The sequence below is a fragment of the Sphingopyxis sp. genome, assembly GCF_025869345.1.
In the GTDB taxonomy this organism is placed as follows: domain Bacteria; phylum Pseudomonadota; class Alphaproteobacteria; order Sphingomonadales; family Sphingomonadaceae; genus Sphingopyxis.
Genome location: NZ_JAOZVW010000023.1, coordinates 1 through 22,065, shown reverse-complemented (window position 1 = coordinate 22,065; position 22,065 = coordinate 1). Strand labels below are relative to the sequence as shown.

Here is a 22,065-nt window from a genome sequence, read left to right as displayed (position 1 = left end):
AACGAGCACGACGGAAAGGCCGCCGCGAACCGGCATATCAATGCGCCTCCATCGCTGCGGCGACCTTGTCGATGCTCATCGCGCCGCGGTCGAACATGTGGAAACTGCCATCGGCGAGCGTCAGCAGCGCGCGTTTGTGGAACAGGCTGCGCGTGACCTCGATGTCGCGGATCTCGGTCTTGGCGATCTCCAGCCGGCCGCTCGCCGTCTTGTTGGCGAGCACGCCGCTGAAGCTGGCGTCATCGGAGGCGTCGTAGATCAGCCGGCGGTCGGTGACGGTGAGCGTGCCGTTGAACTTGCCGCCATAGGGAGGCAGATAGAACAGGGTCCAGACGCCGATCTCGGTTTCGCCGGGATGAAGATCGATCTTTTTCGCCATCGTTCGCTTTCCTTTGCGGATGCGGCCGTCGTCACCAGCCGAAGGTGATGCCGGCGCGGCCGCCCGTGGAGCCGCGCACGGTGGAACCGGCGAAACCGCCCGAGACCCAGACATGATCGGTGATCCGCGCCACCACGGCGCCGGAAAACCCCTGCTGGCCGCGATAGGTGGCGAGGTTGAAGGAGATGGCCAAACGGGTGTCCGGCGGCATCACCGTACCGCCCATCGCCATTGCCGCCGCGATCCCGCCATTGGCGCGCCGGAAGCCCCGCCCGATCTCGGTGTCGAGCGTGGCGACATGCTCCTCCAGCGCGCCGATCCGGCCGCCGACATTGGTGAGCATGCCCACGTCGAGGTCGAGCGTCGCGAGATTGCCCGCGAGGTCGGTGGTGACGAGGTTGACCGCGCCCTGTTGCGCCGCCCGGCTGGCATCGGAGGCGATCCCGGACAGTGTATAGGTGGAGTGCGCAGAGCCCAGCGCGACCTGGCCGATCCGTGTCGCCTCGGCATCGGGGCCGATCGCGACGGCGCCCGCCGCGTTCGCCATCGCGCCGTTGCCCAGCGCGATCGCACCGTCGCCCATGGCGCTGTTGCCATTGCCGAGAGCGACCGCGCCGATGCCGGTGGCGCTGTTGTTCTCGCCGATAGCGACTGCGCCGGTCCCGGCGGCGCTATTGGGATCGCCGATCGCGACCGCGCCATTGCCCGAGGCGAGATTGCCATAGCCGATCGACACCGCCCGGCCGTCGGACGCGCTCGCGCCCGTGCCGATCGCGACGGCATCGTCACTGGCCGCGCTGGCCGCCCCGCCGATCGCGATTGCGTTGACGCCGACGGCGGCGGGGGCAGATCCGCTGCCGTTCACCGCGATATAGCCGGTCCGCGTCAGCGCCAGATCGGCGGTTACCTGTGCGGCCCCGGCCTGGGTAAGGGCCGCGTCGGCGGCGCCCCGTGCGGAGGCTGCATCGGCGAGCGCGGCGTTCGCCGTCGTCTGCGCCGCCGCCGCCTTGGTAGACGCGGTGTCGGCCGTCGTCTGGGCCATACCGGCATGGCCGAGCGCCGTGTCTGCCTTGGTAAGCGCAGTGTCGGCGGTGGCTTGCACGGTCAGGATCGCCGCAGCGTTGGTCTGGCCGGTGGCGAGCGCCTGATTCGCGGTCGCCTGCGCGGTTCCGGCCTCTTCGCGTGCGACATCGGCCGTGCCCTGCGCGGTCGCTGCATCGGCGAGCGCCGTGTCGGCCGTTGTCTGGGCGGCGCCGGCTGCGGCCTGCGCGGTGGCTGCATCGGTGAGTGCCGTGTCGGCCGTTGCCTGAGCGGTGTCGGCCGCGGTCTGCGCGGTAGCGGCGTTGGCGAGGGCGGTATCGGCGGTCGTTTGCGCGGTCCCGGCTTCGATGCGCGCTATGTTCGCCGTGCTCTGCGCGGTGGCTGCATCGGCAAGTGCCGTGTCGGCCGCTGCCTGGGCGGTGTCCGCACGGCCGAGCGCCGTATCGGCGGTGGATTGGGCCGCGGCGGCATTGGCGAGCGCGGTATCGGCGGTGGACTGCACGGTCTGGATCGCTGCCGCGTTGGTTTGGCCGGCAGCGAAAGCCTGATCGGCGGTCGCTTGCGCGGTCGCTGCATCGGTCAGCGCACTGTCCGCCGTACTCTGAGCCGCGGCGGCATTGGCAAGAGCGGTATCCGCGGTGCCTTGGGCCATGTCCGCCGCACCCTGCGCCGTTGCCGCGTTGGCAAGCGCGGTATCCGCGGTGCCTTGGGCCATGTTCGCCGCACCCTGCGCCGTTGCCGCGTTGGCAAGCGCGGTGTCCGCGGTGCCTTGGGCTATGTTCGCAGCACCCTGCGCCGTTGCCGCATTGGCAAGCGCGGTATCCGCGGTGCTTTGGGCTATGTTCGCCGCACCCTGCGCCGTTGCCGCGTTGGTGAGCGCGGTATCCGCGGTGTCTTGGGCCATGTTCGCCGCACCCTGCGCCGTTGCCGCATTGGTGAGCGCAGTACCGGCTGTGGTCTGCGCTGCCGTCGCATTCGCCAGGGCCGTGCTGGCGGTCGTCGCTACATCGTCGAGCTGGCCGAGGTTCACCGCGTCCGTGGCCTGCGAGCCGGCGGCGACGTTGACGATCTGCCGTTCGGTGCCGGCGCTGCCGACCGAGACGGTGCCCGCCCGGTCCGCAGCAGATTGCGCGCCGAGCGCGACGCTGCCGTCGGCCGACGCGACCGCGCCGGCACCCAGAGCGGTGCTGTTCCGGCCGCCGGCGCTGGCGGTTGCCAGGACCCCGCCGCCAATATCGACAGCGCCGCCGATCGCGACGGAACTCGCTCCCCCGGCGCTGCTGAGGGCACCGAGGCCGACGCTATAATCGCCGCTCGCGCCGCTTCCCGGCCCGATCGCCGTTGCCTGGTCGCCATCGGCAGTCGCGTCCTGACCCAGCGCCATCGCCGAGACGCCGCTCGCCGAAGCCGGCGCGCCGGTAAAGGAATATGCGAAATAGGGGTTGGTTCCGCCCGAAACCATCGCGATCGCCGCGTTGAGCTGGGCGAGGTTGACGGCGTCGGTCCCCGCCGTGGCCGTGGCCACGTTGACGACGCGGCGCTCTGCGCCCGACGCGCCGACCGATACCGTATCTTTCTGATCTGCGACCGATCCAGCCCCGAGCGCAATGGCATTGATGCCTGAGGCATTGGCTCCTTGGCCGAGCGCCGTACTGGCGAAGCCGATGGCGGTGGCGCTCTGTCCGGCAGCGGTGCTTTGGTCGCCGCTGGCCATGCTGAGGTCGCCCGTGGCGGTGCTAGAATCGCCGCCGGCTTGACTGCCCGCACCCGTGGCGGTGCTCGCTATTCCGCTCGCGACGCTGTTGTGGCCGGTGGCGGTGCTGGACAGGCCCGTGGCAGCGCTCAGTCGGCCGGTGGCGGTGCTATAGTCGCTGGCATGGCTCCCTTCGCCCGTGGCGGTGCTTTCGGCGCCGTCCGCCAGGCTGCTCACCCCGGTGGCGGTGCTGAACTCACCGCTGGCGCTGCTCAGCGCGCCGGTAGCGGTGCTATACTCGCCGCTGGCGGTGCTCAGCGTCCCTGCGGCGGTACTGCTGGTTCCGGTGGCGGTGCTGGAAGCGCCGACGGCAGTGCTGCCTCGGCTGCTTGCGTTGCTGGCGTGCCCGAGTGCCGTGGTTCCGACCTCGCCGGCGCTGCTGTAGGTGCCGATGGCGGTGCTTTCATTGCCGGTGGCGGCTGCGCTCTGACCGATCGCTACGGTTTCGCTGCCACTCGCGATAGCTGGCGCGGTGGGGACCGCGGAGAAGGCGATGAAGGGATTTGCCCCACCCGCAACCATCGCGATCGCGGTCTCGAGCTGGGCGACGTTGACGGCATCGGTCGCTCCGGTGCCGGTGGCGACGTTGACGATGCGGCGGGTGAAGCCGGTCGTGGGATCGTCGCTGCCGACCGACACGGTGTTTACCTGATCGGCGAGTGAGGATGCTCCCAACGCGACCGCGTTATCGGCGGAGGCTTTGGCGGCTTGACCGAGCGCCGTGCTGCTCAGGCCTGTGGCGATGCTAAACATCCCTGTGGCGGTGCTGTTCTGGCCGCTCGCGGTGCTGAGCGCCCCGGTGGCGGTGCTGCTCAGGCCGCTGGCTATGCTGAGCGCACCCGTGGCGGTGCTGTAGTCTTTGTCGGCCAGACTGCCTTGGCCGGTGGCGGTGCTCTCTTCTCCGTTTGCCTGGCTATAGGCACCGGTGGCGGTGCTGTCCTGGGCGGTAGCAGCGCTTTGCGTGCCGGTGGCGGTGGCCAAAGTGCCGCTGGCGAGGCTGATTTGGCCAGTAGCGGTGCTGCCGCTTTTGCTGGCGACGCTGCCGTTCCCGGTAGCGGTGCTTCCGGTGCCCGTGGCGAAGCTGCCATTCCCGGTGGCGGTGCTCCCGTTGCCAGTGGCGTTGCTGAAGCTGCCGGTTGCGGTACTGAAATCGCCGGTGGCTTCGCTGGCCTTGCCGACGGCAGTGCTCGCGGAGCCGGTGGCGGTGCTCCCGTTGCCGATGGCGGTGCTTTGCGTGGCGGAGGACGTCGCATCGACCCCGCATTCCAGCGTGTCGATCGGATCGTCCGCATTACCGGGAATCCCATCCGGGCCGGCGTTGACGTTGCAGTCCACGGTCGGATCGGCCCAGGCGGGCGTGGCGAAGGTCAGCGCGGCGGCGAGCGCGAGCGGCGCGGCGGCGGTCATCAAGGCGGTAGCGATACGCATCCGATGTTTCTCCCGTTCCCGGCCGGCGGGACGCGCCGGTGGGATCAGGAGATGGCCGGACAGTCGCCGGATCGGGAGGCTGAGGAAGTGATGCGGTGCCGATGTTTAGCCGACGAGTTCCTGATTTTTATCCCAGTCGCACGAAATCCGCGACTCGATTGATGTTGATGATCGCAGCGGTCTCGATCGCCTGCGCCCCGATCGTTTCGGCCCAGGCACGCACCGCGCGTGGCCGGTCCTCTTCCAGCCACGTCGCAAGGCGATCAGCATCGATGCTCGGCCAGATGCCGATCACCGGGCACGAAAGGGCGAACGCCGCGCCGCCCGCCCGGCAGAGCCGGTCGAGCAATCCCTCGGGAAGCAGCGGCGTATCGCAGGGCAGCGACAGCAGACGCTCATATCCGGCGTCGCGCGCCGCCGTCAGCGCGCCCGCCAGCCCGCCGAGCGGGCCCAGCCCCGCGCGCGGGAGATCGGGCACGCTCTCGCGGGTCGCATGGGCGTGACCCGAAACGAAGACGGCGCCGCAAAAGGGGGTAAGCGCCGCGATCGACCAGTCGATCAGCTTGCGCCCCGCATATATTTCCTCCGCCTTGTCGCGGCCGAAGCGCGACGAGGCGCCGCCGGCCAGGACGACGCCGGCGATGGAGGCGGCGTCGGTCAATCGATCGTCCGCGCCAGTTCGTGGTTGAGCCACAGCGCGACGAGCGTCCCGATCGCGCCCGACAGCAGATAGGCGCCCGCCGCGATCAGCCCGAACTGACTCGACAGCCACAGCGCGACCATCGGCGCGAAGCCCGCGCCGAACAACCAGGCGAGATCGGAGGTAAGCGCCGATCCGGTATAGCGATGGCGCGGGTCGAAGTTCGACGACAGCGCCCCCGACGACTGGCCGAAGGAGAATCCGAGCAGGATGAAGCCGAGGATCATGAAGGCCGCTTCGCCGGCCTCGCCCGCGCCGAGAAGCTGCGGCGCGAAGCCGCTGAAGGCGGCGATCGCGGCGGCGGTGACGCCCAGCAACGTGCGGCGCCCGACGCGGTCGGCGAGATAGCCCGAGGCGATGATCGCGAACACGCCGATCGCGGCCGCGACCGCCTCGATCATCAGGAAGCGCACCGGCGTTTCCTCGGTGAACAGGAACACCCACGACAGCGGGAACACCGTCACCATGTGGAAAAGAGCAAAGCTCGCGAGCGGGGCGAAGGCGCCCATCGCGATGATCCGCCATTCGGAGCGCAGCGTCTCGGTCAGCTTCGCGGGTTCGAGGTCGCGATCCTCGAACAGCGCGGCATATTCGGGGGTCACGACGATGCGCAGCCGCGCGAAGAGCGCGACGACATTGATCGCGAAGGCGACGAAGAAGGGATAGCGCCAGCCCCAGTCGAGAAAATCCTGCGCCGGCAGCGCGGCGATCAGGAACATGAAGAGCAGGCTGGCGACGATCAGCCCGAGCGGCGCGCCAAGCTGCGGGATCATCGCATACCAGCCGCGCTTGCCCTCCGGCGCGTTGATCGCGAGCAGCGAGGCGAGCCCGTCCCACGAGCCGCCGAGCGCGACGCCCTGTCCCATGCGGAAGAGGGCCAGAAGCAGCGCCGCGCCGATCCCGGCGGTTTCATAGCTCGGCACGAAGGCGATCGCCGCGGTCGAGCCGCCGAGCAGGAACAGCGCGATCGTCAGTTTGGCGCCGCGGCCATAGACGCGGTCGATCCATGAAAAGACCATCGTGCCGACGGGGCGCGCGAGAAAGGCGAGCGCGAAGATCGCGAACGACCACAGCGTGCCGGTGAGCGGATCGAGCTGCGAAAAGACGAGCTTCGGGAACACCAGCACCGAGGCGATGGCGAACACGAAAAAGTCGAAAAATTCGGAGGTGCGCCCTATGATGACCCCGATCGCGATCTCGGCGGGAGAAATGCGATGATCGTCTTCATAAAGTGCGCGGGCGTCGCGTTCGGCCTGGGTGGTGGACGGCGCGGTTTCGGCAGACATAAGATGCGTCCTGCTGCTGGCGCTCCCGAAAAGGGACATCCGGTAGCGCGAGTCGATCATAGGGCAAAAGCGCCCCTTATGAAATTGCCCCTGCGCGATCCGCGGCGATCGCGGGATTGGACAAAATGTCCTATGTGCAGTGCAGCAAAGGAGGCCTAGGCGCGCATCATGCCAACAAAGCTCTCCCCTTCAATGAGGCCGTGTTCCCCCGCGAAGGCGGGGGTCCATCACCGGCCGGTGCTATTTCGATCCGGCAGGAGATGGGGCCCCGCCTTCGCAGGGACACGCGGTTCTTCGAAGACTGGATGGGCTTGGAAGCTGCCGCTGCTCGCCGCGCTGCCTTTGCTGTCGGGTTGCGGACTGGTCGTGCTCGATCCCGCGGGCGACGTCGCGCGCCAGCAGGGTCATCTGATCATCATCTCGACCGTGCTGATGCTGCTGATCATCGTTCCGGTGATGGCGCTGACGGTCTTTTTTGCGTGGAAATATCGCGCCGCGAACAAGCAGGCGACCTACAAGCCCGACTGGGATCATTCGACCCAGCTCGAACTCGTGATCTGGTCGGCGCCGCTGCTGATCATCATCTGCCTCGGCGCGGTGACGTGGGTCGCGACGCATATGCTCGACCCCTATCGCCCGCTCGCGCGCACCGGGCCGGGACAGGCGATTGCGGCTCATGTGAAGCCGCTCGACGTCAATGTCGTCGCGCTCGATTGGAAATGGCTGTTCATCTATCCCGAACAGGGTATCGCGACGGTGAACGAACTCGCGGTGCCGGTGAACCGGCCGATCCGCTTTCGCATTTCGGCCTCGTCGGTGATGAACAGCTTCTACGTCCCGGCGCTCGCGGGCCAGATCTACGCGATGCCGGGGATGGAGACCAAGCTCCACGGCGTGTTCGACAAGACCGGCACTTTCGACGGCTTTTCGGCCAATTATTCGGGCTGGGGCTTTTCCGACATGCGCTTCAAGGTGAAGAGCCTGCCTGCGCCTGCGTTCGACCAATGGGTCGCCGCAGCGAAGGCGTCGGGCGAGGGCGACCTGAGCCGCGCCGCCTATCTGAAGCTCGAAAAGCCGAGCCAGAAGGAGCCGGTGCGTCATTTCGCGGCGGTCGATCCCCAGCTTTTCGACGCGGTGGTCAACATGTGCGTCGAGCCCGGCAAGATGTGCATGCACGACATGATGGCGATCGATGCGAAGGGCGGCGCGGGGATCGCCGGCATCCAGAACGTCCGTTCGGTCACCTATGACAAATTCGCCGCGCGCGGAACCGGCAGCCTCGCGAACTGGAGCGTCCGCTATGTCGCGGCGCTGTGCAGCCAGCAGATGCACTCGGCCGACCGTCCCGACGCCAGGCCGGTGAACCCGGCGCCGCTGAAGGGCGAAGGCCTGCCCCATCCCAATCAGGCGCCCGAGCGCACCGCGCTGAACGCCGTCCCCCGCCAGACAAGCTGAAGGCAGCTGAGACCCGTGATCACCCCGCAACCCGCTCCCGCAACCGGCCCCTTCCTCGGCAAGCTGTCGCTCGACGCGCTGCCGCTGCACGAGCCGATCCTGGTCGTCACCTTCATCGCCGTCGCGATCGGCGGCATCGCGGTGCTGGCCGCGATCACCAAATATCGCCTGTGGGGCTGGCTGTGGCGCGACTGGCTGACCACCGTCGATCACAAGCGGATCGGGATCATGTACATGATCCTCGGCCTCATCATGTTCCTGCGCGGCTTTGCCGACGCGATCATGATGCGGTTACAGCAGGCGATGGCGTTCGGCGGGTCCGAAGGCTATCTGCCGCCGCACCACTACGACCAGATCTTCACCGCGCACGGCGTGATCATGATCTTCTTCGTCGCGATGCCGTTCATCACCGGCCTGATGAACTATATCGTGCCGCTCCAGATCGGCGCGCGCGACGTCAGCTTTCCGTTCCTCAACAATTTCAGCTTCTGGATGACGGTGTCGGGCGCGGCGCTGACGATGATCTCGCTGTTCGTCGGCGAATATGCCCAGACCGGCTGGCTCGCCTATCCGCCTTTGTCGGGAATCGCCTACAGCCCCAATGTCGGCGTCGACTATTATATCTGGGGGCTTCAGATAGCCGGCGTCGGCACGACCCTGTCGGGGATCAACCTGATCGTGACGATCCTGAAACTCCGCGCGCCGGGCATGGGCCTGATGAAGATGCCGGTTTTCACCTGGACGTCGCTGTGCGCGAACATCCTGATCGTCGCCAGCTTCCCGATCCTGACCGCGACGCTGACCCTGCTGGCGCTCGATCGCTATGCGGGCACCAATTTCTTCACCAACGACCTCGGCGGTTCGCCGATGATGTATGTGAACCTGATCTGGATCTGGGGGCACCCGGAGGTCTATATCCTCGTGCTGCCGCTGTTCGGCGTCTATTCGGAAGTCACCTCGACCTTTTCGGGCAAAAAGCTCTTCGGCTATACCTCGATGGTCTATGCGACGATCTGCATCACCATCCTGTCGTATATCGTGTGGCTGCACCATTTCTTCACCATGGGGTCGGGGGCCAGCGTCAACAGCTTCTTCGGCATCACGACGATGGTGATCTCGATCCCGACGGGGGCAAAGCTCTTCAACTGGCTTTTCACCATGTATCGCGGCCGCATCCGCTTCGAACTGCCGATGATGTGGACGGTCGCCTTCATGCTGACCTTCGTCATCGGCGGGATGACCGGGGTGCTGCTCGCGGTGCCGCCCGCCGACTTCGTGCTGCACAACTCGCTGTTCCTGATCGCGCACTTCCACAACGTGATCATCGGCGGCGTGTTGTTCGGCCTGTTCGCGGCGATCAACTACTGGTGGCCCAAGGCGTTCGGGTTCAAGCTCGACGTCTTCTGGGGCAAGATCAGCTTCTGGTGCTGGGTGGTTGGTTTCTGGATGGCCTTCATGCCGCTTTATATCCTCGGCCTGATGGGGGTGACGCGGCGGATGCGCGTGTTCGACGACCCGAGCCTGCAAATCTGGTTCGTGATCGCCGCCATCGGCGCCGCGGTGATCGCGGTGGGTATCGCGGCGATGCTGATCCAGTTCGGCGTCAGCATCTGGCGGCGCAAGGAACTCGCCGACGAAAGCGGCGATCCGTGGGGCGGCCGCACGCTCGAATGGGCGACCAGTTCGCCGCCGCCCGACTATAATTTCGCCTTCACCCCGGTGATCCATTCGCTCGACGCGTGGCACGACATGAAGAAGCGCGGGCACCAGCGCCCGGTCGCGGACTTTCGCGACATCCACATGCCGAGCAATACGGGCACCGGCTTCATCCTCGCGGCCTTTTGCCTGGTGATGGGGTTCGCGCTGGTCTGGCATATCTGGTGGCTGGTGATCGCCAGCTTCGTCGCGACGATCGCCTATGCGATCTTCCACACCTTTAACTACAAGCGCGACTTCGACATTCCGGCGGCCACCGTCGCGGCGGTCGAGGACGTGCGGACCCGTCACCTCGCGGCCGGAGCCTGATGCGATGAGCGCCCCCACAATAACCGCGGACTCCATCACCGCAGTCGCAGACGAGCCCGTCCAGTTCTACGACCTCGACGAGCATGCGCATCCCGAGGGGCACAGCACGATGCTGGGCTTCTGGATCTATCTGATGAGCGACTGCCTCATCTTCGCGATCCTGTTCGCCTGCTTTGCGGTGCTCGGCGACAGCTATGCCGCGGGACCGGCGCCGAAGGATCTGTTCGAGCTGCCGCTCGTCGCGCTCAACACCGCGATGCTGCTCTTCTCGTCGATCACTTACGGCTTCGCGGTGCTCCAGATGCAGCAGGGCAAGGTGAAGGGAACGCAGCTCTGGCTCGCGGTCACCGGCCTGTTCGGGCTCGCCTTCCTGGGGATCGAGCTCTACGAATTTCACCATCTGATCGAGATCGGCGCCACGCCGCAGCGCAGCGCCTTCCTGTCGAGCTTTTTCACGCTCGTCGGCACGCACGGGCTGCACGTCACCTTCGGCACGCTCTGGCTGGTCGTGCTGATGGTCCAGCTCGGCAAGCATGGGCTGATCGCCGCGAACAAGCGCCGCGTCATGTGCCTGTCGATGTTCTGGCACTTCCTCGACGTCGTCTGGATCGGCGTTTTCACCATTGTCTATCTGATGGGAGTGCTGCGATGAGCGCCGACCCGCACCACGCCCACGCGGGCGATGGCCCTCACGAGATTGAGATGCCGCACGCATCGATGCGCGATTATCTCATCGGCTTCATCCTGTCGGTGATCCTGACCGCCATCCCTTTCTGGCTGGTGATGGAACGGCCGCTGTCCGACGGCGCGACCGCGGCGGTGATCATGGTCTTCGCCGCTGTGCAGATCGTCGTCCACATGGTCTTCTTCCTCCATATGTCGCCAAAGGCCGAGGGCGGCTGGTCGATCACCTCGCTGACCTTCACGATCATCATCGTCGTGATCATGCTCGCGGGATCGCTGTGGGTGATGCACCATCTCAATACCAATATGATGCCGTCGCCGCACGACATGAGCCAGCTTCCTTGAGGCGCGGCTTCGTCGTCGCGGCGCTGATCGCCGTGGCGGCGGGTTTCGCCGCGCTCGGCGTCTGGCAGCTCGAACGGCGCGTCTGGAAGCATGAACTGGTCGCCGCGGTCGATGCGCGCATCCATGCGGCGCCGATGGCGGCACCGGGTCCCGATGCGTGGCCACGGATCGATGCGAAGGACGACGCCTATCGCCGCGTGACCGCGCGCGGGCATTTCCGCCACGACCGCGAGACGCTGGTGCAGGCGGTGACCGCGCGCGGCGCGGGCTATTGGGTGCTGACGCCGCTCGAAACCTCGCGCTTCACGCTGCTCGTCAATCGCGGCTTCGTGCCCAAGGAGCGACGCGATCCCGGCACGCGCGCAGCGGGGAATAGCGCCAGTGACGTGACGGTGGCCGGTTTGCTGCGTGTGACTGAGCCCAAGGGAGCGTTTTTGCGGTCGAACGATCCGGCGGCGAACCGCTGGTATTCGCGCGATGTCGCGGCGATCGCGAAGGCAAGGGGGCTGGGCCGGACGGCGCCCTATTTCATCGATGCCGACGCCACGCCCAACCCCGGCGGCTATCCGGTCGGCGGGCTGACCATCGTGCGTTTTCCCGACAATCATATGGTCTATGCGCTGACCTGGTTCGCGCTTTGTGCATTGAGCCTCTTTTTCGCGGGACGGCTGTGGCGTATCCGGGATTGATGACCGAGCCCGCGATCCCGCCAGTCGATGCGCCCGCCGAGGCGAATGCCGGACGGCGGAACATGGCGCTGCTGATCCAGCTGCGCTGGCTTGCGGTCGGGGGGCAGCTTGCGACGATCGCCATCGTCACCGGCCCGATGCACATCCACCTGCCGCTTGCGCCGCTGGTGGCGGCGATCGCGGTGCTGATCGCGATCAACTTCGCCAGTCTCGCGCTGCTGCGGCGCGGGCGCGCGGTGACCAATGCCGAGCTGACCGCGGCGTTGCTGTTCGACGTCGCCGCGCTCGGCTGGCAGCTTCACCACAGCGGCGGGCTCGCCAATCCCTTCGCCTCGCTGTTCCTGCTTCAGGTCGTGATCGGCGCGATCCTGCTGACGCCCGCCTCGTCGTGGGCGATCGTCGTCGCGGCGCTCGCGGCGATCGGCGTGCTCGCGGTCGAACCGACCCCGCTGATCCTGCCGCCGCCCTATGCCGCCGATCCGATGGCGCTCTATCTCAAGGGCAGCCTCGTCTGCTTCCTGCTGATCGCGGTGTTGCTCGTCGCCTTTGTCACGCGGATCAGCCGCAATCTGCGCGACCGCGACGCCGCGCTCGCCGCGAGCCGCCAGCGTGCGGCGGAGGAGGATCATATCGTCCGCATGGGGCTGCTCGCCTCGGGCGCGGCGCACGAACTCGGGACGCCGCTATCGACCCTCTCGGTGCTGATCGGCGACTGGAAGGGGGCGGCGGAACTGGCAACGCAAAGCGAGCTTCAGGACGACCTGGCGGACATGGACGCGGCGGTGCGGCGCTGCAAGGCGATCGTCAGCGGCATCCTGATGTCGGCGGGCGAGGCGCGCGGGATCGCGCCCGAAATGACGACGATGCGGAGCTTCCTCGGCGATATCGTCGCCGACCACGCGGCCCGCTTCGCCGGGCGCATCGACCTCAGCGACCGTTTCGGCGCCGATGTTGCAATCGTGTCCGACCCGGCGCTGCGGCAGGTGATCGGCAATGTCATCGACAATGCCGCCGAGGTGTCGCCCGGCTGGATCGGCATCACCGCCTCGCGCGATGGCGAGACCGCAGTGATCGAGATCGCCGACCATGGTCCGGGTTTCGCCGAAGCGATGCTCGACGGATTCGGCCAGCCCTATCGTTCGACCAAGGGGCGGCCCGGCGGCGGGCTGGGGCTGTTCCTGCTCGTCAACGTGCTGCGCAAGCTCGGCGGCTGGGCGAGCGCCGAGAATCGCGATGCCGGCGGTGCGGTGGTGCGGATCATGCTGCCGCTCGCGGCGGTCGCGGCCCGCGAAAGCGAGGGTGCATGAGCGACCGGCGGCAATTGCTGATCGTCGAGGACGACGACGTCTTCGCGCGCACGCTCAAACGGTCGTTCGAACGCCGCGACTATGCGGTGCGCGTGGCGGCAAGCCCCGACGAAGCCGAAGCGCTGCTGGCCGGGTGGCGGCCGGGCTTTGCGGTGGTCGATCTGAAACTCGGCAATGCGTCGGGGCTTGTCGCGGTCCAGATGTTGCGCGCCGCCGATCCGGCGATGCGGATCGTCGTGCTCACCGGCTTCGCGAGCATCGCGACGGCGGTCGAGGCGATCAAATTGGGCGCGTCTTATTATCTCGCCAAACCGTCGAACACCGACGATATCGAGGCGGCGTTCGATCGGTCGGAGGGGAATGTCGATGCCCCGCTCGACGCGCGGCCCTCGTCGATCAAGACCGTCGAGTGGGAGCATATCCACCAGACGCTCGTCGAGACCAATTTCAACATTTCGGAGGCCGCGCGGCGGCTGGGGATGCATCGGCGGACGCTCGCGCGGAAGCTCGAAAAGCGGCAGGTGAAATGATGCGGCGATTGGCGCGCTTCGACCTCAACCTGCTTCAGGTGTTCGATGCGATCCACGCCAAGGGCGGCGTGTCGGCGGCGGCGCGCCACCTCAACCTGTCGCAGCCCGCGATCAGCCATGCGCTCGCGAAGCTGCGCGATGCGTTCGGCGATCCGCTGTTCGTGCGGCAGGGCAACCGGCTGGTGCCGACCTCGGCCGCGCGCGCGATCGCCGGGCCGGTGCGCGAGGCGCTGCGCGGGCTCGACGCCGCGCTCGACGCCGCGACCGCCTTCGACCCGGCCGAGACGGCGCGCGAATTTCGCATCGGGGTGCGCCTGTCGGGCGAGATGCCGCGTTTCTCCGCGCTTGCGCTGCGGGTGCGGAGCGAGGCGCCGCGGGCGATGCTGGCGAGCGTGACCTTTCGCCGCCGCGACCTGGTGGTAGCGCTCGCGAACGGCGACCTCGATCTCGCGCTCGATGTCGCCTTGCCCGCCGACGACCGGCTTTGCCGCCATTATCTCGGCACCGAGCCGCCCGTCATCGTGGCGCGCAAGGGGCACCCGCGCGTCGATGGCGCGATCGACCTCGATACCTATCTCGCCCTCGACCATATCGTCGCTACCGCGCGGCCGCACGGGCCGGGGATGGAGGATATGGCGCTCGACCGCCTGGGGCTCGCCCGCCGCGTCGCGGTGCGGTGCCAGCACGCGATCACCGCTTGGCAGATCGTCGCCGCGTCGGACATGCTCTTTTCGCTGCCGCGCTCGCACGCCGAAGTGCTCGACGCGATGTGGCCGATGCAGCTTGTCGACATGCCGCTGCCGGTCGAGCAGGGGGGCAGCTATCTCTATTGGCACCAGGCGGCCGACGCCGACCCTGGCCTGCGCTGGCTGCGCGGGATTATCGCGGATGAGTTGGGCAGAGTAGACTGACTCCACCGCCGTCATTGCGAGCGAAGCGAAGCAATCCAGAGCAGACGTAAACCGCCCCTGGATTGCTTCGCGTCGCTCGCAATGACGACATTCTATGGACGAATATCAGCTATTCGAACCTATCATTTCTATCGATGGATGTTTGCCGCTAGCGTCGCCGCAAATCACAGCGGAGACCCCTATGACCGAGATCGAACTCGAAGCCGAACTCAACGACCTGCGCATGTCGAAGGAAGCGCAGCCGCTCTTCGACGCGGTGAAGCGCCATATCGCCGAGAATGTCGCGCCGATCACCGAAGAATTCTTCCGGCTCGGCGAGGGTCGCGCCGACCGCTGGAGTTGGGCGCCGGGTCAGCTCGAACTGCTCGAAGGCGCGAAGAACAAGGCGAAGGCCGCGGGCCTGTGGAACTTCTTCCTGCCGCACGGCGACACGGGGACGCCGCTCACCAATCTCGATTATGCCTATATCGCCGCCGAACTCGGCAAGTCGCCGCTTGCGTCGGAATCGCTGAACTGCTCGGCGCCCGACACCGGCAATATGGAAGTGCTCGAAATGGTCGGCACGCCCGCGCAGAAGGAGCAATGGCTGAAGCCGCTCTTGAACGGCGAAATCCGCTCGGCCTATGTGATGACCGAACCCGGCGTTGCTTCCTCGGACGCGAGCAACCTCGAAACCAGTGCGGTGCTCGACGGCGACGAGTGGGTGATCAACGGCGAGAAATATTTCATCAGCGGCGCCGGCGATCCGCGCTGCAAGATCCTGATCTGTATGCTGAGGACCAACCCCGAAGCCGCGCGCAAGGGGCAGCATTCGCAGATCCTCGTGCCGATGGACACGCCGGGGGTGCAGGTGCTCGGCCCGATGCGCGTGTTCGGCGCCGATCATGCGCCGCAGGGCCATATGCACATGCGCTTCGACAATGTCCGCGTGCCGCGCGAGAATATCCTGCTCGGCGAGGGCCGGGGGTTCGAGATTTCGCAGATGCGCCTCGGCCCGGGCCGCATCCATCACTGTATGCGCACGATCGGCAAGGCCGAACTCGCGCTCGACCTGATGGTCAAGCGCGGCAATTCGCGCACCGCCTTCGGGCGGCCGCTATCGCAGCTCGGCAAGAACCTCGAGGTCATCGCGCGGGCGCGCTGCGATATCGAGGCGCTGCGGCTGATCGTGCTCAAGGCGGCGAAGGCGATGGATCTGCTCGGCAATCGACAGGCGCGCGTCTGGGTCAGCATGGCCAAGGCGATGGTGCCCGAACGCGTGTGCCAGATCATCGATCAGGCGATCCAGATCCACGGCGCCACCGGCATCTCGCACTGGACGCCGCTGGCGGAACTCTATGCCGACGTCCGTCATCTGCGCTTCGCCGATGGCCCCGACGAGGTTCATTATATGGTGGTGGGCCGCGAGGAATTGGGGCGGCACTAAGGCCCCGGTTCACCCGCAAACTCCGGTGTGTCCCCGCGAAGGCGGGGACCCAGAGTTGTACGACTGGCGGAAGCGTTATGAAGCTCTGGGGCCCCGCCTTCGCGGGGACGCATGCTTGTAGGCGGTAATCAAAAACTCTTCGGCAATTTCAGCACATGCGTCGCGACGTGGCTCAAGATCAGGTTCGTGCTGATCGGCGCGACCTGATACAGCCGCGTTTCGCGGAACTTGCGTTCGATGTCATATTCCTCGGCGAAGCCGAAGCCGCCGTGGGTCTGGATGCACATGTCGGCGGCATACCAGCTCGCCTCCGACGCCAGCATCTTCGCCATGTTCGCTTCGGTGCCGCACGGCTCCCCCGCCTCGAACATCGCCGCCGCCTGATCGACCATCGCCGCTGCCGCCGATAGCTGGACATAGGCGCGCGCGATCGGGAACTGGATTCCCTGATTTTCGCCGATCGGCCGCCCGAACACCTCGCGCCCCGAAGCATAGGCCGACGCGCGGTCGATGAAGAAACGCCCGTCGCCGATGCATTCGCTGGCGATCAGGATGCGCTCGGCGTTCATGCCGTCGAGGATATATTTGAAGCCCTTGCCTTCCTCGCCGATCAGGTTCGCAGCGGGGACGCGGAGGTCGTCGAAGAACAGCTCGGTCGTCGCATGGTTGAGCATCGTGCGCACCGGGCGGATCGTCAGGCCATTGCCGACCGCTTCGCGCATGTCGACGAGCAGCACGCTCATCCCGTCAGACGATTTGGCGACCTGGTCGCGCGGCGTGGTGCGGACGAGCAGCACCATCAGATCGCTGTGCTCGGCGCGGCTGATCCAGATTTTCTGCCCCGAAACAACATAGTCATCACCCCCCGCCTTCGCGAGGGCAGGCTCGCGGCGCGCGAAGGTCTTGATCCGCGTCGTGTCGGTGCCGCTGGTCGGCTCGGTGACCCCGAAGGCCTGGAGGCGCAACTCGCCGCTGGCAATGCCGGGCAGGTAGCGCTGTTTCTGCTCGGCCGATCCATGCTTCAGGATCGTGCCCATCGTATACATCTGCGCGTGGCAGGCGCCGCCGTTGCAGCCCGAACGGTGGATTTCCTCCAGGATCGCGGTCGCCGCCGACAGGCCGAGCCCGGCCCCGCCAAACTCCTCGGGCACGAGGACCGAGAGAAAGCCCGATTGGGTCAGCGTGCGAACGAATTCGGTCGGATAGATGCGGTCGCGGTCGAGCGCCTGCCAATAGGAGCCAGGGAAATCGGCGCACAGCCGGCGGACGGATTCGCGGATTTCGGGATGGGAGGGCTCGGGCATCGCTGGCTTTCCGGTTTCGATCTGATACCTGTTGCCCATAGCGCAGATGCCGCCGCCTGCAATCGGCAAACGCTTTGGATCGGGACCCGGCGGTGTCTCAGGAGGTCAGCGACCGGCTCAGCTTTTCCGCCCGCGCGCGCAAAATCTCGTCCTTCGTCTTCGCAAGCGCTGGGGCCGCCTTGTCGAGCAGCCGCCGCGCCCCGGCCTTGTCGTGATTGCCGATCGCGGCCTCGGCCAGCGCGACGTCGACGGTGGCGTCGAAATCGGGATTGCCGAGAAGCTGCGCGGTCTTTTCGCGATCGACCGCGGCGAGCATCTGCCCGGCTTCGGTGAAGCGCTGGTTGGCGATCAGGCATTCGGCGGTGAAATAGCGGATCGAATGCGTGAGCGGAAAATCGGCGCCGAACGCCGATAGGCTGGCGTCGAGCGCTTCGCGCGCAACGCCGAGCGCTTTCGCCCGCTGCGGCGTCTGGCAGAGCGCCGAGGCATAGTCGATCTGCCCGACCAGTGCCTGGTGCGAATGCGCCCCGGCCTGCGCGGCGGCACCCTTCCAGACCTTTTCGGCTTCGGCCGCCGCCTCGGCATAGCGGCCGAGCGCGGCGAAGCTCTCGAAACGGGTCGAACGCAGGCCCAGAGTGAAGCGATGGTCGGGGCCGAATCTTTTCTCCATCGCCGCGAGCAGCGGCGTGCTGCCTTCCAGCGCTTCCTTGTAGCGTCCGGTCATCGACAGACTGTTCAGCCAGTGCTGGCGGGTGACGAGCGTGTCGGGATGATCGGCGCCGCGGATGCGGGTCGAATCGGCGACGATCGCGCGCGCGATCGGCTCGGCCTTGTCGGCCTGCCCGAGCCGCATCAGCGTCAGCACCAGCGACGATCGCGCCTTCAGCAATTGCCCCGGCGGGATATCGCTTCCGCTCGCCTCGCCGATCGCCACCGCGCGGCGGAACGCGGGCTCGGCGCGTTCGATGTCGGCGAAATAATCATAGGACCCTTCGGCGCGTGCGAGCGCGAAGCCCATGCGGCCGGTCTCGCCGCGCTTGCCCAGCCGCGCGCGTTCCTTTTCCAGCAGGCGGCCGGCCTCCTCGAGCCGGTCGGGCTGACCCGAGGTCGCCTCCATATTGATGCGGTCGAGGCGGCCGGTGATGGCGTCGTCGCTTTCGGTCTCGCCGGCCTTCGCGAACAGCGCGTCGGCGCGCGCATATTCGGCGCGCGCGGTGTCGGGGTCGGAGCGCTGGTGAAAGGCGCGCGCGATGGCGAGGTGGAGCCGCGCGGCGATCCCCGGATTGGCCGCGAAACGCTGGTCGATCTGCCCGCTCGCGCGCTTGATCGCCTCGACGACGGTCTCGTCGGCGCTCGATTTGGCGGGGTCGGGGCTGCCCAGCACATCCTCGGCGATGAAGGCGTAGCTGGTCTCGGTCAGGTCGCGTGCGGCGATTGCGGCGCTCCGCTGGTGCCACGCATAGGCCGCAAGCGCCGAGGTCGCGAGCAGCCCGGCGGTTAGGCTTGCGAAGGCGGCGCGGACCCACGGCCGCTGCGCCGCGCGGCGCTCCTCGCGGCGTTTCTGATCGGCGAGGAAAGCGGCGCGCTCGGCGGCGTCGGCGGCCTGGGCGCGGCGGTCGTCCAGCCGCTCGATCCGGTCCGCGAGATCGGCGGCGCTGTCCAGCCGGTCGCCCGGCGTCAGCGCGGCGGCGCGCGCGATGTCCTCGCGCAACAGCGGATCGGCGACCCGCTCCTCCCAGCCCGGCGCGAGCGCCGCGGTGAAATCGCCGACGACGAGCTGATAGAGGATCAGTCCCAATGCATAAATGTCGCTCTTCACCGTCGGCACCGCGTCGCCGATCAATTCGGGGGCGCGATAGGCGAGGGTGCCCGACCGCGGCTCGTCCTTGCCGAGATCGGTGTCGAGCGAGCCCGGATTGGTGATCTGGAAGCTGGCGAGCAGCGCGTCGTCGATCAGCCGTCCGCTGCCGAAATCGACGAGGCGCAGCACCCGGCCGCTCTCGCCGTCGTCGATCAGCATGTTGGCGGGCTTCAGATCCTTGTGGAGGACGCCGACGCTGTGGATGCCCGCCACCGCGCGCGCCGCCATCGCCGCGACCGCCAGCCGCTCGGCGAGCGGGATCGCGGACAGGCCGCCCTCGGCCCAGGCGAGCAGATCGCGCCCGCCCCATGCATATTCGAGGAAGAAGGGCGCTGCGTCGAAATTCCATTCGTGCAGCGCGGGAAGCGGCGATGTCTTGCCGAGCCCGGCCGACACCAGGCGTGACAATGCGGCTTCGCGTTTCAGCGCGCGCAGCCGGTCGGGGGCGTCGGCGAATTTGAACACCCGCTGCTCGCCCGTCTTGGCCTGGCGCGCGAGCCAGACGTCCGCGGCGCCGGTATCGCCCAGCGGCTGTTCGAGTTGCCAGGCCTTGCGCCCCGGAACGCTGTCCCCGGCGGCGAAGGCGAAACGCGGCGCGAGCGGCGTATCGACGCTCTCGACCTCGACCGGCGCGGTCAGGCGATAGCCGACGCGCGGCACGGTGGCGACGATGTCCGAACCCGACGCGCCGAGCGCCTTGCGCAGCTTCGAGATGGCGGTCGCGAGCGAGCCTTCGACCACGGTCACGCCGGGCCACACCGCATCGAGAATTTCGTCCTTGGTGACGACTTCGCCCGCGCGCAGCAGCAGTTCGTGCAACACCTCGAGCGGCTTCCCCTCGAGCGCGACGGGGGCGCCGCCGATGCGCAGCGTCCAGCTCGCTTCGTCGAACTCAGCGTTCACAAAGCGCCACAACCGCCGCCGCCGCCGCGACGAATGAGTAGATGACATGATTTTGCGACCCCCTGCTACGCCCGCTTTTCCCAAGCTTTAGAAATTCTTGATAGTGGCATCAAGACTTTGCCGTTGCCGCGGATATAGGTAGCCGGAAGGTCGGGCTGCGGAAGGCCGGGCAGCGGATGCACCGTGCGCCGTGATCGGGTGGGCCGTCGCGATCCATCTCTTTTGAATTGGGGGAACATCATGCGTTTTGTCCTTGCCCTGATATCGCTTGCCGCCTGCTCGACGCAGGCCACCGTCCATGCCCAGACCGCGCCCAAAGCCTGGCCGCGCGAGGTGCAGGCGGTCTATGACCAGCTCAAGCAGGATTGCCGCGCCGAGGGCGGCAAGTTCGTTCCCGACCGCGCGGGTTTCGCGACCCAGGTCGAGGTGACGAACGACGGCAAGCCCGACTGGGTGATCGAATATGCCGCGACCCGCTGCACGACGTCGGGCTATTCGGCGTGGTGCGGAACCGCGGGCTGCGTGATCGGCATACTCGGGTCGACCAGGAACGGCCTGCGCGAAATCTTCAACGACAATGTCCGCGGCTGGGACATCATATCCGTCGACGCGAAGCGCAAGGGGCTGATGCTGCTGACCCACGGCAGCGTCTGCGGCGGATATGGCGCGGAGGTTTGCGGGCAGACTTTGGTGTGGAACGGCCAGAAATGGGTGCAGACCGGAATGCAGCGGAACGTCGATCCGTCGAAGATGAAGGGCGGCGACGGCCCGACCGACGATGCGGATGCCGCGCCTCCGCCGCAGCATACGGCACGCTGGCAGTTCGCGGGGACGGGATCGGGCGCCATCGCGGCGGTGACCGGCCACCCCGAGTTCGCGGCGATCGGCATCCGCTGCCAGCCCGGCGGCGGTCTCTATATGACCGTCGTGCCGAAGGCCGGCGTCCCGCTGCCGGCGGCCGGGCGACCGCTGCTCCTCTCGTTCCGAAGCTCGATGGAGGATCGCGAAGGAACGCAGGCGCTCGTGCAGGAGCCGGGGAAGGGCGATTTCAGCGGCACGATCGACCCGGTCGTCGAAAGCCTGCTCAGCGGCCGCGACACCGACCTGTCGCTGATCGCGAGCAGCGACGGCGGCGATGAATGGAGGGATCTGAGCTATGTATCGCTCGGCGGTTCGACTGCGGCGATCCGCGCGCTCGTTCCGCAATGCGCCTCGGCGGCGGGGGCGGCATCGGGCGCGCAGGCGGCGGGGCAAAAGCCCGTCGCGCCGCTCGGCATCGTTGCGGGCTATTATGTGAACGAGACCGAGCCTTGCGCGAACCCTGGCTTCGAGGCGCTCTACTATGACGGCAAGCGGCTCGGCCTGATGCGCGGCGGCGGCGCGCCGGGCAGCCTCGATGAGAATTTCGTCGGCCCGCTCGGCAAGGTCGAAAAATCGCGCGGTTCCTTCTTTCTTCCCGAATGGGAGATGGAGGTGAAAATCCTGACGCCGACGCGCATCCAGCTCACCATTCAGGACACCGGCCCGCCGATGCGCTGGTGCCCGGCGGAGCAACTCGGCGCCAAGTGGCGGCTGCGCTGACCGGCCACCGGAGCAGCGGAACTTCCGGCACCGGGGCGCGTTTCTCGATCATCTAAACAGGATGATGCGATGGCCAATTCGCCCGACGCGCGGGCGAGGGTGAGGTCGCGCGCCAGTAGGGAGAATAGGCATGTTCAGATGGGCCATCATTTTCGCGGTCGTCGCGCTCATTGCCGCGCTGCTCGGCTTCGGCGGCATTGCGGGCATTTCCGCCGAGTTCGCGAAAATCCTGTTGATCATCGGCGTCGTGCTGTTCGTCGTCGCCTTCCTCTTCGGACGCGGCGGACGGACCACGCTGCCCTGACGGGGCGTTTGCAAAGCGAATTGTTTGGCCCGGTCGTCTGTCAGGCGGCCGGGCTTTTTCCTGGCATCGCCAGCATCGTCATTGCGAGCGAAGCGAAGCAATCCAGAGCGCGCGTAAACCGCCCTGGATTGCTTCGCTTCGCTCGCAATGACG

17 protein-coding genes are annotated in these 22,065 nt (G+C 67.1%); 11 read left to right on the top strand and 6 right to left on the bottom strand.

Annotated elements, in window-relative coordinates:
• Positions 1 to 37: 37 nt before the first annotated feature.
• From OJI97_RS02285 to OJI97_RS02270, 4 genes are all read right to left on the bottom strand, one after another.
• On the bottom strand, positions 38 to 379 hold the full coding sequence (locus tag OJI97_RS02285; protein WP_297660734.1) for a hypothetical protein: 342 nt from the start codon (positions 377 to 379) through the stop codon (positions 38 to 40).
• A 31-nt stretch (positions 380 to 410) separates the two neighbouring features.
• Positions 411 to 4,601, bottom strand: a complete 4,191-nt coding sequence (locus OJI97_RS02280) for a hypothetical protein (RefSeq protein ID WP_297660732.1) — start codon at positions 4,599 to 4,601, stop codon at positions 411 to 413.
• 127 nt (positions 4,602 to 4,728) lie between these two features.
• A complete protein-coding gene (locus OJI97_RS02275) occupies positions 4,729 to 5,262 on the bottom strand; it encodes a molybdenum cofactor guanylyltransferase (RefSeq protein WP_297660729.1) in 534 nt (177 codons plus the stop codon).
• Positions 5,259 to 6,587 carry an MFS transporter gene (locus OJI97_RS02270; protein WP_297660726.1) on the bottom strand — a complete coding sequence of 443 codons (1,329 nt, stop codon included), beginning with the start codon at positions 6,585 to 6,587 and terminating at the stop codon, positions 5,259 to 5,261. Before OJI97_RS02270 ends, OJI97_RS02275 begins: the two co-directional genes overlap by 4 nt.
• Positions 6,588 to 6,929: 342 nt before the next feature.
• On the opposite strand from OJI97_RS02270, the gene cyoA reads away from it, so the two are divergent.
• From cyoA to OJI97_RS02225, 9 genes are all read left to right on the top strand, one after another.
• Positions 6,930 to 8,042: a ubiquinol oxidase subunit II gene (gene cyoA / locus OJI97_RS02265; protein WP_367184741.1), complete on the top strand. Its 1,113-nt coding sequence runs from the start codon at positions 6,930 to 6,932 to the stop codon at positions 8,040 to 8,042.
• Between the two features lie 18 nt (positions 8,043 to 8,060).
• Entirely contained in the window at positions 8,061 to 10,067 is a 2,007-nt protein-coding gene (gene cyoB / locus OJI97_RS02260; RefSeq protein ID WP_297660832.1) for a cytochrome o ubiquinol oxidase subunit I, read from the top strand.
• 4 nt (positions 10,068 to 10,071) lie between these two features.
• Complete coding sequence (cyoC, locus tag OJI97_RS02255; protein ID WP_297660723.1) at positions 10,072 to 10,719, top strand: cytochrome o ubiquinol oxidase subunit III; 648 nt, start codon at positions 10,072 to 10,074, stop codon at positions 10,717 to 10,719.
• Positions 10,716 to 11,096: a cytochrome o ubiquinol oxidase subunit IV gene (gene cyoD, locus OJI97_RS02250; protein WP_297660720.1), complete on the top strand. Its 381-nt coding sequence runs from the start codon at positions 10,716 to 10,718 to the stop codon at positions 11,094 to 11,096. Before cyoC ends, cyoD begins: the two co-directional genes overlap by 4 nt.
• The gene (locus OJI97_RS02245; protein ID WP_297660717.1) at positions 11,093 to 11,785 is read left to right on the top strand and encodes an SURF1 family protein; all 693 of its coding nucleotides are present in this window, start codon (positions 11,093 to 11,095) and stop codon (positions 11,783 to 11,785) included. The genes cyoD and OJI97_RS02245 overlap by 4 nt, the downstream gene beginning before the upstream one ends.
• Positions 11,785 to 13,092, top strand: coding sequence for an ATP-binding protein (locus tag OJI97_RS02240; RefSeq protein ID WP_297660715.1), 1,308 nt, complete (start codon positions 11,785 to 11,787; stop codon positions 13,090 to 13,092). The genes OJI97_RS02245 and OJI97_RS02240 overlap by 1 nt, the downstream gene beginning before the upstream one ends.
• Positions 13,089 to 13,622 carry a response regulator transcription factor gene (locus OJI97_RS02235; RefSeq protein ID WP_297660712.1) on the top strand — a complete coding sequence of 178 codons (534 nt, stop codon included), beginning with the start codon at positions 13,089 to 13,091 and terminating at the stop codon, positions 13,620 to 13,622. The genes OJI97_RS02240 and OJI97_RS02235 overlap by 4 nt, the downstream gene beginning before the upstream one ends.
• On the top strand, positions 13,619 to 14,533 hold the full coding sequence (locus OJI97_RS02230; protein ID WP_297660709.1) for a LysR family transcriptional regulator: 915 nt from the start codon (positions 13,619 to 13,621) through the stop codon (positions 14,531 to 14,533). The genes OJI97_RS02235 and OJI97_RS02230 overlap by 4 nt, the downstream gene beginning before the upstream one ends.
• 181 nt (positions 14,534 to 14,714) lie before the next feature.
• Positions 14,715 to 15,959, top strand: coding sequence for an acyl-CoA dehydrogenase family protein (locus tag OJI97_RS02225; protein WP_297660706.1), 1,245 nt, complete (start codon positions 14,715 to 14,717; stop codon positions 15,957 to 15,959).
• Positions 15,960 to 16,087: 128 nt separating this feature from the next.
• Here the strand turns inward: OJI97_RS02225 and OJI97_RS02220 are convergent, their stop codons facing one another.
• Positions 16,088 to 17,263, bottom strand: coding sequence for an acyl-CoA dehydrogenase family protein (locus tag OJI97_RS02220; RefSeq protein WP_297660703.1), 1,176 nt, complete (start codon positions 17,261 to 17,263; stop codon positions 16,088 to 16,090).
• Between the two features lie 97 nt (positions 17,264 to 17,360).
• Entirely contained in the window at positions 17,361 to 20,075 is a 2,715-nt protein-coding gene (locus tag OJI97_RS02215) for a winged helix-turn-helix domain-containing protein (RefSeq protein WP_297660700.1), read from the bottom strand.
• Between the two features lie 192 nt (positions 20,076 to 20,267).
• Between OJI97_RS02215 and OJI97_RS02210 the strand changes: the two genes are divergently transcribed.
• Both OJI97_RS02210 and OJI97_RS02205 read left to right on the top strand, forming a co-directional pair.
• The gene (locus OJI97_RS02210) at positions 20,268 to 21,608 is read left to right on the top strand and encodes a hypothetical protein (RefSeq protein WP_297660697.1); all 1,341 of its coding nucleotides are present in this window, start codon (positions 20,268 to 20,270) and stop codon (positions 21,606 to 21,608) included.
• Between the two features lie 130 nt (positions 21,609 to 21,738).
• Positions 21,739 to 21,912: a DUF1328 domain-containing protein gene (locus tag OJI97_RS02205; RefSeq protein ID WP_257550800.1), complete on the top strand. Its 174-nt coding sequence runs from the start codon at positions 21,739 to 21,741 to the stop codon at positions 21,910 to 21,912.
• Positions 21,913 to 22,065: the final 153 nt, after the last annotated feature.